The sequence below is a fragment of the Bacteroidales bacterium genome (assembly GCA_014860585.1).
Lineage (GTDB): Bacteria > Bacteroidota > Bacteroidia > Bacteroidales > 4484-276 > RZYY01.
This window is the reverse complement of sequence record JACZJL010000068.1, coordinates 42,265-59,826: the sequence shown is the minus strand read 5'-3', so window position 1 is coordinate 59,826 and position 17,562 is coordinate 42,265. Positions and strand designations below refer to the sequence as shown.

Genomic DNA, 17,562 nt, shown 5'->3' with positions numbered 1-17,562 from the left:
AATGAATACAATTTCAGTAAATCAATTAAGCAAATCTTATGGCCAAACCAAAGCCCTGAAAGAGATTTCCTTAGAAGTGAAAGAAGGGGAGATATTTGGCCTTATTGGTCCGGATGGCGCCGGAAAAACAACTTTATTCAGGATATTGGTTACCCTGTTACTACCCGATAGCGGGACTGCAAACTTAAACGGGTTTGATTGCGTGAATGATTACAAAAAGATCAGGCGGTCGGTGGGTTACATGCCAGGAAGGTTTTCATTATATCCCGATTTATCCGTTGAGGAGAACCTGGAGTTTTTTGCTACCATTTTCAACACATCAATTAGCGAAAATTACAGCTTGATCAGGGATATTTACACCCAAATTGAGCCTTTTAAAAAACGCCCGGCAGGAAAGCTTTCTGGTGGGATGAAACAGAAACTTGCCCTTTGTTGCGCCCTTATTCACCGCCCTGAAGTCCTTTTGCTCGACGAACCTACGACCGGTGTGGATGCTGTTTCGAGAAAGGAATTCTGGGAAATGCTTCGCAGGATTAATAAACAGGGAATAACAATCCTGGTATCTACGCCCTACATGGACGAAGCTGTACTTTGCGACCGTATCGCATTGATGCAGAATGGAGAAATCCTGGGCATCGAAACACCTGAAAATCTGATCGGGCAATTTAACCACAGGCTGCTGGCAGTAAAATCAGATGAGACTTTCAGATTAATCAGCGACCTGGAGGAGTGTGAATACATCAACACAGTGTATCCGTTCGGTGATTATTTGCATGTTACCCCTCAAACGAAAGATTGTGATCTCAGCGAATTGAAAACATACCTGGAGCAAAAAAAACATCAGCATCTGGAAATCAAAGAAATTAAACCCAACATCGAAGATTGTTTTATGGATTTGATGGTAGGGAAAACACAGAAAAACAAATGAAAACTACCAACCAAAATATCATTGAAGTTGAAAAGCTTGTCAAGAAATTCGGTGACTTCACTGCAAATCGCGACTTAACTTTTAATGTAAAAAGCGGAGAAATATTTGGATTTCTTGGAGCAAACGGCGCCGGTAAAACTACAGCTATGAAAATTTTGATCGGCCTTTGGAAACCCACATCAGGTAAAGCGTTGGTTGGTGGGTTTGATGTTTATACCCAAACCAACAAAATCAAGGAAAGTATTGGTTATATGAGCCAAAAATTTTCGCTTTACGAGGATCTGACACCGGTCGAAAATATCCGGTTCTACGGTGGAATTTATGGATTGGGTAAAAATGAAATCAGGGAAAAAACCTCACAAGCGTTAATAGAGCTTGGTCTTGAAAATATCCGGAACCGGCTCGTAAAATCACTGCCACTGGGGTGGAAGCAAAAACTGGCATTCACTGTAGCCATGTTGCATGAGCCCAAAATCGTATTCCTTGACGAGCCCACGGGCGGAGTTGACCCGATAACCCGGCGGCAGTTCTGGAAAATGATTTACCAGGCTGCACATCGCGGGATCACCATTTTTGTCACCACTCACTATATGGATGAAGCGGAATATTGCGACCGCGTTTCAATCATGGTTGATGGTGAAATAAAAGCACTGGACACTCCTGATTTGCTAAAAGAAAAGTACGAATCAAAAACAATGAATGATGTGTTTTTAAAACTTGCCAGGGCCCAAACTATCTAAATCAAATTGTGCACATGAAACAATTCATCGGTTTTGTTAGAAAAGAATTTTACCACATCTTCCGCGATTACCGCACTTCGCTGATCTTGTTCGGGATGCCTGTGGTGCAGTTGCTCATTTTTGGTTTTGCCCTGACGAACGATATCAAAAATGCCCGCATCGCTATACTTGACTATTCAAAAGACCCTGTCACCTCTAAACTCACCCACAAAATTCTGTCATCAGGATATTTTATCCTGGCCGAAAACCTTGATAGTGAAACAGCCATTGAAGCCGCTTTTAAACAAGGCAATATTAAACAGGTATTGATTTTTGAGCCTGATTTTGCAGAAAAAATTGAACGCAATGGTACTGCTTCTCTACAAATCCTGGCAGATGCTTCGGATCCAAATGTGGCCAGAATCCTTACAAATTACACAATGGCAATCATCAGCAATTTTCAAAAGGAACTGTTTAGCGACAAAAAACTTCCGATTGAAGTCAGGACTGAAGTGAAAATGCTCTACAATGCTGAATTGAGAAGCGTTTTCATGTTTGTTCCTGGTGTCATCACAGTGCTTTTATTACTTATTTCAGCCATGATGACCTCCATTTCGATAGCCCGTGAAAAGGAGATGGGAACGATGGAAGTGTTGCTCGTTTCACCGCTCAGGCCCATCCAGATCATCATTGGCAAAGTCGTACCTTATGTATTGCTGGCCTTTATGATTGCTGTGATGATCCTCATTCTCGGGTTTTTTGTTTTTGGCGTTCCCGTCCGAGGCAGCCTTGTGCTGCTTCTCGGCTACAGTGTTCTCTATATCATCCTGGCATTGTCGCTTGGGATTTTTATTTCATCAGTTGTCGATACACAGCAGGTAGCCATGCTGATCTCAATGGTAGCGCTCATGTTGCCTTCCATTTTGCTTTCAGGATTTATTTTCCCCATCGAAAACATGCCCTGGCCATTACAATGGATTTCCAATGTGATTCCGGCCAAGTGGTTCATTATCGTATTGCGTGGTGTTATGCTCAAGGGAATTGGTCTTGGTCATTTATGGAAAGAGACCTTAATTCTAACAGGAATGATCATATTTTTTATTGCACTGAGTGTCCGGAAATTTAAAATCAGGTTGGCATAATGAGGACGATCATCTATATTTTACAGAAAGAATTTCTGCAGATTTTCCGTAACCGGATGATGTTACCGATCATTTTTGTGATGCCGGTCATTCAACTGCTGATTCTCGCTCACGCTGCAACCTACGACATGAAAAGTATCAGAACTTTCATTATTGATCTTGATCAAAGCCCTTCATCGCGCGAACTGGTGAGTAAATTCAATGGCTCGACATTTTATAAAATGGTAGGGTACTCATTTAATTACTCCCAGGGCGAACAAGCACTCGAAAGAGATGTTGCCGACCTGATTATTCAGATTCCTCCGGATTTTGAAAAAGACATTGTGAACGAAAAAGAAGCTGCCGTTAATTTAGTAATAAATGCCATCAATGGCTCATCAGCAAGCCTGATCAATGCCTATACGATTTCGATCATCCGCGATTTTAATCTGAACCTGGTTGCCAACATGATCAGCCGGAAGGTGGAACAACCTGTTGGGGTCGAATACGCTTACTGGTACAACCCCGAATTGAATTACAAAACCTACATGGTGCCGGGAATACTTGTTCTTTTGGTGACCATCGTGGCTCTTTTTCTTTCGGGGATGAACGTCGTCCGCGAAAAGGAAATCGGGACCATTGAGCAACTCAATGTAACGCCCATTAAAAAATACCAGTTCATTGCAGGGAAGCTTTTACCATTTTGGATCATAGCTATATTTGAACTGGCGCTTGGATTGGTTGTGGCCAAAATTTTCTTCGATATTCCCTTTGTTGGGAGCATCGGACTTGTTTTTGGAGTAGCAGCTGTGTTTCTTTTGGTGGTTCTGGCACTTGGACTGATCATTTCTACACTTGCCGATACCATGCAGCAATCCATGTTTCTGACCTGGTTCTTTTTAGTAATTTTTATCCTGATGAGCGGCCTTTTTACTGCAGTTGAAAGCATGCCGGAATGGGCGCGTATAATTAATGTCATCAATCCAATTGCCTATTTTATTGAGATCATGCGGATGGTTATGCTCAAAGGATCCGGCCTGGCCGACATTATCCGGCAGTTTGTGTCATTATTTATCTATGCAGTTGTTGCATTGTCAGTTGCCATGTGGAGGTATAAAAAAGTTGACTAATGATAATAATTGTCATCTTGACGGAACAAAATTTGTTTGAATCTGCACAAAAAATTCCGGAAAATTTAGTAATCTTGCCCTAAGTTTCGCAATTAGTTAAGTTTAACCAAAAAGTCAGTTTTTATGAAAACAAGTTTCGTCATTCGTCGAACGATGGTATCGTTTCTGATTGTCTTTTTTAGCTTAGAAGCCTTTGCGCAAACCGGGTTTGAAGAATGGAAAAAACAGCGGCAGCAGCAGATGCAGGACTTTAAAGAAGAACGTGAGAAGCAACTTGAGCAACTTTCGAAGCAATTTGATGATTATATAAAAGAGCAGGATAAAGCCTTTGCCGGCTACCTGGCCGAACGGTGGAAGCAATTTCAGGTTTTTAAGGGAGTTGAGCCTCCCGATGAACCAAAACCGGATATCTTTCCATCTTATGAAGAACCTGAAAGGCCAATACCTCCAAAGCCCCTTCCAACCATTAAAGTTCCTCCCCTGATTACTCCGAAATTTGTCCCTGATCCTATTTTGCCGAGGGTAATGAAAAGCGAACCTCAGGAATTTGCTGTAACCATTGCCGAGATCAATTTTTATGGGGTTCTGTTGCCATTTGAATATGATCTTAATCTGGCTTCCAGGTTATCTGGTGAAATTAATGAAGAAGCAATCAGCAAGCAATTTGAACTTCTAAGCGCAACCAATTACAATACGCTGCTTGATCAGTTCTATGATTATCGCGAACAGATGAACCTGAATGATTGGGGTTACTATATGTTTGTGCGCAAAGCTGCAGATCAGATCGCAGGAAACGATTCAAATTCAGCAAGGTTTCTTACCTGGTTTCTTCTTATCCGCTCAGGTTATTTGACTAAAGTTGCTTTTTATGAAAATGAAATTTTTGTACTTCTTCCGGTCATTAACCAGGTATATAGCCGTAATTATTTCACATTCAACAATTTGAATTATTATATGATGGAAGGTGATCAGAACAACCTGTTTACCTATGAGAACGATTTTCCGGAAGCCCACCGCCTGTTTGACCTGAACGTAAATAGTGTATTGGCCATTGGAGATCAATCATCAGCTTATCAATTCAGATTTACATTTGAGGGAAATGAAACTCCGATCAATGTAAACTTCAACAGCCATGCCATTGATTTCTACAAGGATTACCCGCAATCAGACATCAAGGTTTATTTTGATGCGATGGTTTCCAATGAGTTAAAAACCTCACTGGTTGAAAACTTCGCTCCACTCATTCAGGGTAAATCAGAACTTGAAGCGGTCAGTATTTTATTACGTTTCGTGCAGACAGCTTTCGACTACAAGACCGATCAGGATCAATTCGGGTTTGAGAAATTTTTCTTTGCTGACGAGTTATTTCATTATCCTTATTCGGATTGTGAAGACCGCTCGGTGCTTTTTGCCTACCTGGTCCGAAGCCTGATTGGACTGGATGTTGTTGGCTTGCAGTTTCCCGGTCATATAGCAACTGCAGTAGGATTTACAGAAGCAGTGAATGGTGATTATCTCATCTTTGAAGGTAAAAAATTTGTTATGGCCGATCCTACTTATATCAATGCTCCCGTGGGTTTGACCATGCCTGATTATGTGGAAATTGAGGCAGAAATTGTACCGCTTGGTAATAAATTCGGGAATGCAAAATATGAACGGGAACTCTGGGAAGAGGTGCTTGCAGGTGGCGGTAATCGTGGCGATAACCAATCTGATTTGATTGTCGGAAAGGATGGGAATATACTTATTACCGGTTATTTTGATGAGTACTTTCGTTTTGGCGCAATAAATCAAACCGCCGATGGAAATGCTGCAATGTTTTCGATGCTCCTCAATTCTGACAGAGAACCGGTTTGGTTTAACCGGAGCACTGGTAATGGAAAAGCTGTTGCTTATAGCGCCAACTTCGATGAACAGGGAAACGCACTGGTTACCGGTACTTTTTCCGGGGCAATCACTTTAGGCAAACAAAGTATCCAAACAGGGGGAGAGGTCGATATTTTCCTTGCAAAATTCGATCGGAGTGGTCATCCGGTCTGGATTTCCAAAGCGGGCTTTGACACAATCCATCAGGATAATTTTTTGAATTTTGTGGCTAAATTTTCTGCGGACGGCCACCATCTGGGGAATGATCTTTACTTCGACAGCAAAGACTTTAATCAATTTGGAATCAAAACCGGATCGGGTGGAGATATTTTCATTACCGGAGCATTCAACAGAAATACAGGGATGAACCTGAAGGAAGCCGGCTTTGCCAGTGGCGGAGAATTTAGTGTGATAGAAATGCTCAAGGAGGAAAATGACAAGCTGGTACAGCAGAAATATGAAAAAACAATTGCCGGCCTGTTTGCAGCGGTTCATCTGATCAGGACAAGCGATGTTTCCATCCCAGGTAAAGACGTACAGATTTTATTCGATAAGTATAACCCTTCATTCAAAAAGGAGTTCCCGAACATATACAATACTATTGGGAGTATCGTGTTTTTGAAAAACAAAGACGGCATTGTTACCATTAAAACCAGTAACAGCAAAGGGTTGAATATTGATATGATGCGCGTTGATAATGAGGCCAAAATTAAAATTGTGATGCTTTCGTCAGGTGATGCACGACTGGAAGTCCTCTCAGGTGTTCGCGTAGGCAAAGCAATTTTTTGGTATAACCTCAATTATGTTGTGATGTATCGTCAGAATGGGAATATGCTTTTCGATTATGATACTGATAATGCCCAGCAGGTCAGGAATTTGAAAAACGATATTTTATATTGAAATTCATTAAAAATCACATGATTATGAAAAGGAAAATTTTTCTTGCCGGTTTATTCATGCTGGCTTGTCTTCATGGTTGGTCACAAATTGATAAAATGCGTGATGTGCTTGATGATGAAATGGACACAGAAAACTACACCATCCGTTTCTTTAACGCACTTGATGGAAACCCGGTTAGCGGTGCAACGGTTTCCATCCAAAATATCGGCGATTTTTTTACTGATGTGGAAGGAAAGATCAAGTTTCCCAGAAAAATTAAAGACGGGAACCTTTTGGTCCACTTCAGTGCCGACGATTATATCGCCACGAGTTTGAATATTGAGGTGATCGCCGGCACGATTTTCAATAACCGCATTTCAGTGTCCCCTGAAATGGCTATGGAATGGCTGCGGATTGTCCTTGACTGGGGTCGCACTCCGAAAGACCTTGATGCCCATTTTGAAAAGAAAGGAAAATATCATGTATCATTTCGCAATATGAAAATTGCTGAAGACGGTTCTTGTCAACTCGACAGGGATGATACAAAAGGATATGGGCCGGAAACGATTACAGTAAAGGTAATTGAAACGGAAGGAAATTACGAGTATTGGGTTCACGACTTCACGAATTTATCTGATGACAACTCAAAGCAACTTTCAAAATCTGGCGCAAGCGTGAAAGTTTACGGAAACGGCCAACTGTTGCATCATTTCAATGTTCCCGCAGATGGGCGCGGGAATGTCTGGAAGATATTTGAAATCAAAGGGGGTACTATCGAGGTAACAAATTACATTACCAGTATAGGTAATGAACGTTAAATCAAATCATTTACTTTAAAAACAAACAGGCATCACCATAGCTCAGGAATCTAAAATCATTTTCAAGGGCAAAATCATAAATTTCTTTCCATTTGTCTCCCAGCCAGGCAGCAATTAACAAAAGTAGTGTTGAGCGTGGCTGGTGAAAATTAGTGATCATTCCGCGAATCATCCGGTACTGATAACCGGGCGCTATCATCAACTGTGTGTAACCGGTCAGATGGTTTGATCCCGTTTTTTTTAAATAATCAAGGGTATTTTGGAGCGCTTTTTCCACCCGAAGCCCTGTCTGATTTTCTGATTGATAGGGATCAAACTGATCGATAAGAAACCCTGCATTTTTGTCTTTTTCAAGTTTCACGCCATACCAGTAAAGGCTTTCAAGTGTCCGCACGGAAGTGGTTCCGACAGCCACTATATTTCCTTTTTTTTTGATTAGTTTTTCGATCAATGGTTTTGTGATAATCACCTGTTCGGAGTGCATGGTGTGAGAGCTCAGGCCATCTCTCCCTATTGGTTTGAAAGTGCCGGCGCCAACATGAAGCGTCACAAAATCGATCGAAATTTTCCTTTGTTTTAATGCCGTGAAAAGTTCCGGTGTGAAATGTAGCCCGGCTGTTGGCGCTGCCACCGAACCATCGTATTGAGCATAAACAGTCTGGTACTGGTCGTTATCGCTCTCTGTTGCACTGCGGTTCAGATAGGGTGGAAGGGGGATTTTGCCGGCGCCTTCAAGTATTTCGGCAAAAGTTAGTTCGGCAGGTTGCCAGGTGAATTTCAATTCATAGGAATCGCCAACCTGCTTAACTTTTTCCACATTTATTCTGATATTGGCTCCTTCGTGCCCGAAGGTACCCTTCAATTCTCCTGATTTCCAGCGTCGGGCATTCCCAAGTAAACATTTCCAGATCACTTCACCCTTTTGTTGAAAAGCCATTTGAATTTCTGACGATGGCGGCGCCGGCTCAAGACAAAACACTTCGATCAGGGCGCCGGTTTCTTTTCTAAACAATAACCTGGCATGTACAACCCGGGTATTATTGAGCACAAGTAAACAATCTTCAGGAAGATGATGAAACAAGTTTTTAAACTTATCTTCGTGAGGCATGTGCCCATTGAATAGCAACAACTTTGACTCGTCACGCTTGTCCAGGGGAAATTTCGCTATGCGTTCATCTGTAAGCTGATAGTCGTAATCTTCAATATCCAGGTGGGAGAGAATGGGGGGAAGAATCATTTATTTTCAAATAAGTCAGAGATGTCAATATTTTTTTCGTACAAATGTAAAACATCCTCCTGTTTCACTACAAGAATTTTGTCAATACGCTTGGAAATCTGCAAAAACCATATTTCAACAAAAAAATCGCTGTACCTGAATAGTTTAATATGATAAAAAATGTAAATCCTATCCATTAATTCAATCCCTTCGCTCAGCACAATGTTCGCACGCTGTTTAAGAGGGTATAAAATGAATTCATCAACTGTCATATAGTGAGGAGGTATTAAAGCTTATCATTAAAAATTAATACTTTTACCGGACATTTCAGTCTTAATTCACAAATTGTTGATCGCTATCAAAAATCTGCACATTCGTTTTCTTCGACATCAGATTAACAACCGATTTGGAGTTTAAGTTCTATTTTTATCAAAAACATGCTGCTTTGATACGTAAAAACATACCCAACTTTGTGACACTGCTCAACCTTCTGAGTGGTTGTATTTCGATTGTATTTGCCTTCAATGGCAATTCTGTATTGGCGGCCTGGCTCATCGGGATCGCAGCGGTTTTCGATTTTCTCGATGGTATGCTGGCCAGATTGCTTAATGCCCGATCACCGTTAGGACTGCATCTTGATTCGCTTTCTGATGTGATATCATTTGGCGTGGCGCCTGGAGTCATAGTCTTTCAGTTAATGCAAAACAGCGAACACCTGCCCTTTTTCTTTTGGGATGGAGTCAATTTTGCATCATTTGCTGCTTTTCTGATCCCTGTTTTTTCGGCGCTCAGGCTGGCAAAATTCAACATTGATGATCGTCAGACGGACTCCTTTATTGGGTTACCCACGCCGGCCAATGCGTTGTTCTTTGCTTCCATGCCACTGGTAAATTTTCAGGCCGAAAATTTAAATCACCACTGGATCAATATGATCCTGCAGAATTATCATTCATTGTTGATCATTACCGTTTTCTTCTCCCTGTTGTTGGTTTCACCAATCCCATTAATGGGTTTCAAATTTAAATCCTACAAATTCAGCGAAAACAAGCTAAAGTTTTTTTTTCTGGTGTTTACCGCCGGACTTATTCTCTTGCTAAAATTTTATGCACTACCTGTAATTATAATAGCATACATCCTGGTGTCAGTTCCTGGGAAGAAGGAAAAACAAAAAGTTGCTTGAATTCAAATTTTTTGAACCAGTCCCGCAACCCTGCCCGTTGGATCAATAAAATTATTTGGGAAAAGCCGGGTAAAATCATACAAAAGGAATACGGCTGGCTGATGTGGTGATCACATCTTTAGTTCATCATTGTTTTTATTGAAAAAGTGGTACTCCAGGAAATGGTGTGATGAATTGGGTTTTACTTTGATCCATGTTTTGAGGTTGTAGCTCCATTTTAACAGGGTTGACGGGAACCCTTTGGTAAGGTGTGCATAAACGAACGGATGCACGGTAATTGTAAGGTTTCTCTCGTTTTGATCCTGGATGAGATAGCGCAGGTTGTTTTCAAGTTCGTCGATGACAAGGATTGAGGGTTTAATCTCACCAGTGCCGTTGCACACCGGGCATTTCTCAAGAACCTGAACGTCCATGGCAGGTCTCACCCGTTGTCTTGTGATCTGAACCAGACCAAACTTGCTTGGTGGAAGAATAACATGCCTTGCGCGGTCTTTTGACATTTCATCCCTAAGCTTCTGGTAAAGTTCACGTCGGTGTTTGGCTTCGGTCATGTCGATAAAATCCACGACGATAATACCACCCATATCTCTTAGTCGCAATTGCCTGGCTAATTCAGTAGCAGCTTCAATATTTACTTCGAGAGAATTATTTTCCTGGTTTTTTTCACGGTTAACCCTGTTTCCAGAATTAACATCAATGGTGTACATGGCTTCGGTGCGCTCGATGACAAGGTAAACACCGCTTTTTATGGTAACGATTTTCCCAAAAGAACTTTTAATTTGCTTGTCAACGCCAAAATATTCAAATATCGGCTTTGAGCCACTGTAATACTTAACAATTTTTGCCTTTTCAGGGGCGATCTGCTTGATGTAGTTCTTGATCTCCTCAGCAAGGGTGGCATCGTTTACATGAATATTGTTAAATGACTCGTTGAGCAGGTCACGAAGCATGGCCGAAGTACGGTCTAACTCACTGACAATTTTTTGGGGTGCTTCAGCTTTGACAATTTTTTGGCTGAGAGAATCCCATTTTCCAACAAGATCCCGGAGGTCAGCATCCAATTCGGCGACGAGTTTGTTTTCAGCAACGGTGCGCACGATCACTCCGAAATTATTAGGCTTAATGCTTTTGATCAGTCGCTTCAGGCGTTTTCGTTCTTCAACACTGCGGATTTTTGAGGAGATAGAGATTTTTTCGGAAAAAGGGACCAGTACAAGAAATCTACCGGCAAAGGAGATTTCAGAGGCAATCCTTGGCCCTTTTGTAGCAATCGGTTCTTTTGCAATTTGAACAAGGATCTGCTGGTTCACACTCAACACATCCGAAATTTTCCCGGTTTTTTCTATTTCTGGCTCAAGCCGGAAGTCTCCCAGAGTGAGAGAAGTGATTTTTCCCGTTACAGCGAGTTTGCTGAATTTGTTCAGGGAACGCACATTTGGCCCAAGATCCAGGTAATGTAAAAAAGCGTCTTTTTCGTACCCGACATTAACGAAAGCAGCATTCAATCCGGGCATGATTTTTCTTACCTTGCCCAGGTACACATCGCCAACCGAATATTTTTTGTTGGACTTTTCTTTTTGAAGTTCTACAAGGGATTTGTCCTCAAGCAGTGCAATTTCAACCCCTGAGGAGTTCAAATCTATGATTAATTCCCTATCCACGCTGCGGGGTTTTGATTCATTATGCTAAATATCAGGTACCTCAATACAAAATTTGATAGGCGCTAAAAAGAAAAAATTATTACATAATGCAAAAATCTGTGGTGCATTATGTAATAATTCCCTCAAATTGTGCGTGTTACTTCTTCTTATGCCTGTTTTTCCTCAAACGTTTTTTGCGTTTGTGGGTTGACATTTTATGTCTTTTTCTTTTTTTACCGCTTGGCATAATTTTTTCCTTTCTTGATTATTTAACGTTTACGTGGTTTTTTACTTCGTTTACAAAGGTTTTTGCTGGTTTAAAAGCCGGAATATTATGCGCCGGGATAATAATGGTTGTGTTCTTGGAGATATTCCTTCCGGTTTTCTCAGCTCTTTTCTTGATTGTAAAACTTCCGAACCCACGGAGATAAACGTTTTCGCCGGTAACCATCGAATGTTTGATAGTTTCCATAAAAGCCTCAACAGTGGCCTGTACAGAGACTTTTTCAATTCCTGTCTTGCTGGCAATTTCGTTTACGATGTCTGCTTTTGTCATAATTAAAAATTTAAAGATTTGATTATTAGTTATGTAAATAGGGGTGCAAATATAGATTTTTTTTCAAACACAGTGCAAACCAAAAAAATTTAGCAATTTTTTCGAATTGATATGAATACCCTTAATCACGCTGTTCACAGGGATCGGACTCAAACAACAAATTAATTTCCAAATTGTTAAAATATTGATATTCCCGATTAATCTTTCGGAACATCTTTTAAAACCTATGAATTTTGCAAGCAAACTAAAGAACTGGTACATTATCAATCAAAGAAATCTGCCCTGGAGGAGCACGACTGATCCCTATAAAATCTGGGTTTCTGAAGTCATCCTGCAGCAAACCCGCATTGATCAGGGACACGATTATTACCTGCGTTTTACCGCACGTTTTCCGGATGTAAAAAGCCTGGCCAATGCAAGCGAGGATCAGGTACTAAAGATGTGGCAGGGACTCGGATATTATTCTCGTGCGCGAAACATGCATACGACTGCGAAAACTATTGTTGATGTGCATGGCGGTAAATTTCCTGAAACTTACATTGAATTGATTGCCCTGAAAGGAATCGGAACCTACACTGCTGCAGCCATTGTTTCAATCTGTTTTGGATATCCAACACCAACTGTTGATGGCAATGTGTTAAGGGTTATCAGCCGTTTGTTTGCTATTGAAGAACCGATTGACAAGGCAGTTGGTAAAAAAATGATTTTTGAGGCTTTGAATGAAATCTTTGACCTGGAAAACCCGGGAATTTTTAACCAGGCACTTATGGACTTTGGAGCTATGGTTTGTAAGCCAAAAAGCCCATCCTGCCACGAATGCATTTTTAAAATGAACTGCGCTGCTTTTAGCCAGAGTCTTGTCAGTAAGTTGCCAATAAAAAGTAAAATATCCAACCAGCTTGTTCGCCACTTTCATTACCTGGTAGTCCTTTTTGAAAAAAATGGGGAGCTTTTTACTTATTTAAATAAAAGAGGCAACAAGGATATTTGGGCAGGTTTATACGATTTCCCCATGATAGAAACCATCAATGAGTTTAGTCCTGAACAACTCACCTCTACTGAGAGGTGGCAGGAATTTTTTGTCGAAGGTAATCCTGAACTTTTAAATGTTTCGGCAGTTTACAAGCATCAGCTCTCCCATCAACTGTTGTTATCCACTTTTTTTCTGATTCGTACAGATGAAAAAACGGCCTGGCATGATCCAGTGATAATGATTCGCTTAAAAGAAGTGTATCAATATCCAATGCCACGATTGGTTGACAGGTACATTACTGAAAATAATGCATTGCGAAAGGTTTTGGAAAATATTTATCCGGGTTTACACGACAAAAATTAATTTTGTACAATGATATTGGTAACAGGAGGAACAGGATTGGTTGGGGCGCATCTGCTTTACGAATTGGTAAAACAGGGGAAAATTGTGCGAGCATTAAAACGTCCCGATAGTGACACAGGCAAAGTGAAAAAGACAATATCCTGGTACAACCGGGACTATGAGACAATATTTGAGAAAATAGAATGGGTAGATGGCGATATACTTGATCCCCATTCGCTTGCTGAAGCTCTCGATGGTGTTGACCAGGTTTATCATTGTTCCGGATTGGTTTCTTTCAGAAAAAGTGACTACAAGCAACTTATCCTGACTAATCAGGTTGGCACTGCTAATATAGTTAATGCCTGTCTGCAAAAGGATAATGTCCGCTTATGCCATGTGAGTTCCGTATCAGCACTTGGACGCACCAAACAAGGTGAAACAGTTACCGAGAGCAGTTACTGGAAAACCTCACGAAACAATTCAGCCTACGCATTAAGTAAATACGGCGCCGAAAGGGAGGTATGGAGGGCAGCCGAGGAGGGGTTGGAGATGTTTATTGTTAATCCATCGGTGATTATTGGTCCGGGAGACTGGAAAAAAGGCAGTTCACAAATTTTCAATACAGTGTATAGAGGTATTCCTTTTTACACTTCTGGTATCATGGGTTATGTTGATGTGAGAGATGTGGCAAGTATCATGGTGCAATTAATGGAATCAAAAATTTCCGGAGAGCGCTTCATCCTTTCTTCTGAAGATATTTCCAACCATCAGCTCTTCACAATGATCGCTATGGCGCTTGGCAAAAAACCACCCGCAATACAACTTTTGCCCTGGATGGCTGCAGTCGCCTGGCGGGTTAATCTTTTTTTTCCACTTTTTGGGAAACAGCCAACATTCACTAAAGAGATTGCCCGATCGGCCTTCAATCGTTACTTTTTCGACAGCTCAAAGATAAGTAAACTGCTGAATTACAATTTTATACCTGTAAAAAAGTCAATATCAGACACAGCAAATATTTTTCAGAAAGAAATAAAAAAAATTCAATCGTAATCAGTAAAAGCTCCCAGTAAACTAGTAAACAGTGTAATACTTTTGGGCTGAGGTTAAAACAAAAAAGACCATCATTTTTCGATGGTCTTTGTCGGGATGGCGAGATTCGAACTCGCGGCCTCTTCGTCCCGAACGAAGCGCGCTACCGGGCTGCGCTACATCCCGCATTTCAATCACCCGGCAAAATTATTTAATTTTTCAAAAGGAGAAGTCTTGTGAGCAAAATTAAGTTGTTTTTTCAACTTTTTTCTACACAGCAAAAAATACTAATTTTGATCTTCTTTTAAAGAATACTTTATGCTAAAAGGATTCAGGGGTAGCCTATTTGATTTTTACGCCAGTACGGATGTTTTTAATCTTAAAACAGGTTACCGTTATATTGAGGATGGCTTGCTGGTAACAAAAGATGGAAAAGTGCTGGCATCCGGCAATTATCCCGAAGTGATAAAAGAGTTTCCACTGCCGATGGAAATTACAGATTTTGGTGAAACATTTATTTTCCCGGGTTTTATTGATGCACACGTCCATTCGGTACAGACCGGAGCTATCGCATCCTACGGGAATCAACTGCTGGAGTGGCTCGAAACTTATATTTTTCCAAGAGAAAGACACTTTTCCGATTCAGAATATGCATTTAGACATACCCGGTTTTTCATCGATCAATTGCTTAAGAACGGAACTACCACCGCTGTGATTTATCCGGCTGTTTTTGATGCTTCCGTTGAAGCGGTTTTTAAAATTGCCGCTCAATTAAATATGCGCATAATCACCGGAAAAACATGGATGGACCGGAATGCTCCCGACTATTTACTCGAAAAACCTGAAATTTCCTACGAATCGTCAAAGCGTCAGATTATTAAATGGCATGGATGCGGTCGCCTTAGTTATGCTATCACTCCCCGGTATGCTATTACATCTTCGCCCGAATCGCTCAAAATAGCATCTTCACTTTTAAAGGAGTATGAAGGGTTATATGTACAAACGCATATTTCGGAAAACAAACAGGAGGTTGAACTGGTTAATCACAACTACAATAATCACAAGGGTTACCTGGATGTTTATGACAGTTTTGGTTTACTAACCTCACGAACACTTCTTGGTCACGGGATTTACCTGAATAGTAACGAACTTAAACGGATCTCTCATGCTGGCGCTTCTATTGTTCATTGCCCTTCGTCCAATCTCTTTCTTGGCAGTGGACTTTTTGATTACCACAAAACACTGGAATATGGGATTAAGATGGCTGTTGGAAGTGATGTTGGTGGCGGTACTAGCTTTTCCATGCTAAATAACCTACACGATGCTTACAAAATTTCAGCATTAAAAAATCACCTGAATTGCGTTAAGGCTTCATCAACTGCATTTGCAGCCATGAGTGCGCTCGAAGCTTTTTATTTTATTACCCTTGGGGGAGCAAAGGCTTTGAAACTGGAAGATAAAATCGGAAATTTCGATCCAGGCAAAGAGGCTGATTTCATTGTGATAGATCCATCGTTGAACGAACTGCTCAACTACCGGCTTCAGGAAGTCAACTCTATTGAAGAATTGTTGTTTGCCCTGATGATGCTTGGAGATGAAAAGATGATTAAAGCTACTTATCTGATGGGTGAAAAAGTAAATTTCACAAAATAAATCAATGCTGTTCGAGTAAAATTAATCAATCGTCCTGAAACCCTTAATTTCTTTAACCTCTACGAGGTATTTTTAAAATCGGGGTAACCTCTTCCTACAATACTTCACCCCGTACATACGGGGATTCCGCGTAGCGCATGCCTGAATGCTCAAGCAGGCAGGGATAAAGTATTGTAGCAGATAATTTTACGATTTGCCAAATTTTCACGTAGTATATTAACAAATTTTAGTCGGGCAGTAGTGAAAATAAATACCTGCAAAATTACCGAGGCTGTCTCAAAAGTCTATTATTTGGATTTTCAATTCATCGGTTTAAATCCAGACTTTTGAGGCAGCCTTGGTAAAATTACACATGGTTAAGTATATGGAAAAAGTTAATCGAGTAACTCGGCCAACTTTGTGTGTAACTCCTCTCCTCGCAGGTTTTTGGCAATGATGATCCCTTCTGGGTCAAGCAGGAGATTCGCAGGGATTGAGCTAATGCTGTAGAGTTTTGAAGCTTCGTTGTTCCAGTATTGCAGGTCTGAAACCTGAGGCCAGGTAAGGTTATCGTCTGCAATGCCCTTGAGCCAGGCATTTTTATCCCTGTCAAGCGAAACGCCAAAAACTTCAAATCCTTTGTCGTGGTATTTTGCATAGGCAGCTACAATATTTGGATTTTCGATTCGACATGGTTTGCACCAGGATGCCCAAAAATCAACCAGCAAATATTTTCCACGGAAAGAATCAAGAGAGATTGGATTGCCATCGGGATCATTTTGTGAGAAAACCGGAGCCTCGCGGCCAACTGACAGACGCTGCAGTTTTTCTACCTGCTCATTCAACATGACGTAATAGTTTGATCCATGGACTGATGGATCGAGTTTGGCCATTGAACTTTCCACTTTTTCGATATCGAAGTTTTGAATGTTGTTGACCAGAATAAAGGGTGCAACAATACTCGTATTATTTGCTTCAGCAAAGTTCAGCATATAATCCATTCTTTCTTTTTCAATTACAGTTGCTCTTTGCTCGATAGCCCGTTGGGTCATTTCATCATTGCGGGCAGCTGCTTCGCGGTATTGCAACGAAATTTCTTCAAATTGGTTCTCATACACTTTTAACTCCGAAACCAAACGGTCGTAAAGTGCCTGTGTTGGCAATCCCTCATATTTGGCCTCCTGAAGCGTTCCGGTAATGTTTAACTCGCCCGGTTCCACAAAAAAGCCGAGGTATTGTTCATCTGTTTTAAAGTGCAGGTAATACATTTCGGGGATATCAATCGTTCCTTTAAAACTGAATTTGCCCTCTTTAACCATTAGTGAATCGAGTGGTGAGAGGTCGTTATCAACAGCTTTTGCCAAGATTACCCAGCCTTCGGAAACGCCTTCAAGATTTGCCTTGATTTCAAACTGATTTTTTGGTTTGCTACACGAAAATGCAAGAATTCCTGCAATTAGAATTAAAAATAAATTTCTCATAGTGGTCAATTATTAATGAATGAAAATTTAAAACTCATGGATTAAAAACGTT

Annotated in this window: 15 protein-coding genes and 1 tRNA gene; 10 read left to right on the top strand and 6 right to left on the bottom strand. The window is 40.8% G+C overall.

Annotated features, from left to right (window positions below; translation table 11 throughout):
• Position 1: 1 nt before the first annotated feature.
• From IH598_07460 to IH598_07435, 6 genes are all read left to right on the top strand, one after another.
• Positions 2–928, top strand: coding sequence for an ABC transporter ATP-binding protein (locus tag IH598_07460; GenBank protein ID MBE0638339.1), 927 nt, complete (start codon positions 2–4; stop codon positions 926–928).
• Positions 925–1,668, top strand: coding sequence for an ABC transporter ATP-binding protein (locus tag IH598_07455; GenBank protein ID MBE0638338.1), 744 nt, complete (start codon positions 925–927; stop codon positions 1,666–1,668). The genes IH598_07460 and IH598_07455 overlap by 4 nt, the downstream gene beginning before the upstream one ends.
• 14 nt (positions 1,669–1,682) lie before the next feature.
• The gene (locus IH598_07450; protein MBE0638337.1) at positions 1,683–2,789 is read left to right on the top strand and encodes an ABC transporter permease; all 1,107 of its coding nucleotides are present in this window, start codon (positions 1,683–1,685) and stop codon (positions 2,787–2,789) included.
• Complete coding sequence (locus IH598_07445; GenBank protein ID MBE0638336.1) at positions 2,789–3,898, top strand: ABC transporter permease; 1,110 nt, start codon at positions 2,789–2,791, stop codon at positions 3,896–3,898. Before IH598_07450 ends, IH598_07445 begins: the two co-directional genes overlap by 1 nt.
• Before the next feature lie 123 nt (positions 3,899–4,021).
• Positions 4,022–6,664: a hypothetical protein gene (locus IH598_07440; protein ID MBE0638335.1), complete on the top strand. Its 2,643-nt coding sequence runs from the start codon at positions 4,022–4,024 to the stop codon at positions 6,662–6,664.
• 23 nt (positions 6,665–6,687) lie between these two features.
• Positions 6,688–7,461 carry a hypothetical protein gene (locus IH598_07435; GenBank protein ID MBE0638334.1) on the top strand — a complete coding sequence of 258 codons (774 nt, stop codon included), beginning with the start codon at positions 6,688–6,690 and terminating at the stop codon, positions 7,459–7,461.
• Between the two features lie 10 nt (positions 7,462–7,471).
• Here the strand turns inward: IH598_07435 and IH598_07430 are convergent, their stop codons facing one another.
• A complete protein-coding gene (locus tag IH598_07430; protein MBE0638333.1) occupies positions 7,472–8,698 on the bottom strand; it encodes an S-adenosylmethionine:tRNA ribosyltransferase-isomerase in 1,227 nt (408 codons plus the stop codon).
• A complete protein-coding gene (locus IH598_07425; protein ID MBE0638332.1) occupies positions 8,695–8,949 on the bottom strand; it encodes a hypothetical protein in 255 nt (84 codons plus the stop codon). Before IH598_07425 ends, IH598_07430 begins: the two co-directional genes overlap by 4 nt.
• A gap of 176 nt (positions 8,950–9,125) precedes the next feature.
• Here IH598_07425 and pssA point away from each other — a divergent pair, with 176 nt between their 5' ends.
• The gene (pssA, locus tag IH598_07420; GenBank protein ID MBE0638331.1) at positions 9,126–9,857 is read left to right on the top strand and encodes a CDP-diacylglycerol--serine O-phosphatidyltransferase; all 732 of its coding nucleotides are present in this window, start codon (positions 9,126–9,128) and stop codon (positions 9,855–9,857) included.
• Positions 9,858–9,967: 110 nt separating this feature from the next.
• Here pssA and IH598_07415 read toward each other — a convergent pair whose 3' ends face one another.
• Positions 9,968–11,518: an Rne/Rng family ribonuclease gene (locus tag IH598_07415; protein MBE0638330.1), complete on the bottom strand. Its 1,551-nt coding sequence runs from the start codon at positions 11,516–11,518 to the stop codon at positions 9,968–9,970.
• 244 nt (positions 11,519–11,762) lie between these two features.
• Positions 11,763–12,053, bottom strand: a complete 291-nt coding sequence (locus tag IH598_07410) for an integration host factor subunit beta (protein MBE0638329.1) — start codon at positions 12,051–12,053, stop codon at positions 11,763–11,765.
• Between the two features lie 226 nt (positions 12,054–12,279).
• Between IH598_07410 and mutY the strand changes: the two genes are divergently transcribed.
• Positions 12,280–13,389, top strand: coding sequence for an A/G-specific adenine glycosylase (gene mutY / locus IH598_07405; GenBank protein ID MBE0638328.1), 1,110 nt, complete (start codon positions 12,280–12,282; stop codon positions 13,387–13,389).
• Between the two features lie 9 nt (positions 13,390–13,398).
• Entirely contained in the window at positions 13,399–14,418 is a 1,020-nt protein-coding gene (locus tag IH598_07400) for an NAD-dependent epimerase/dehydratase family protein (GenBank protein MBE0638327.1), read from the top strand.
• A 91-nt stretch (positions 14,419–14,509) separates the two neighbouring features.
• Here the strand turns inward: IH598_07400 and IH598_07395 are convergent.
• Positions 14,510–14,583: transfer RNA gene (locus IH598_07395), tRNA-Pro, on the bottom strand.
• 132 nt (positions 14,584–14,715) lie between these two features.
• On the opposite strand from IH598_07395, the gene guaD reads away from it, so the two are divergent.
• Positions 14,716–16,050 (top strand): guanine deaminase, encoded by a 1,335-nt coding sequence (guaD, locus tag IH598_07390; protein MBE0638326.1) that lies wholly within the window; start codon positions 14,716–14,718, stop codon positions 16,048–16,050.
• A 374-nt stretch (positions 16,051–16,424) separates the two neighbouring features.
• Here the strand turns inward: guaD and IH598_07385 are convergent, their stop codons facing one another.
• Positions 16,425–17,510, bottom strand: a complete 1,086-nt coding sequence (locus IH598_07385) for an AhpC/TSA family protein (GenBank protein ID MBE0638325.1) — start codon at positions 17,508–17,510, stop codon at positions 16,425–16,427.
• Positions 17,511–17,562: the final 52 nt, after the last annotated feature.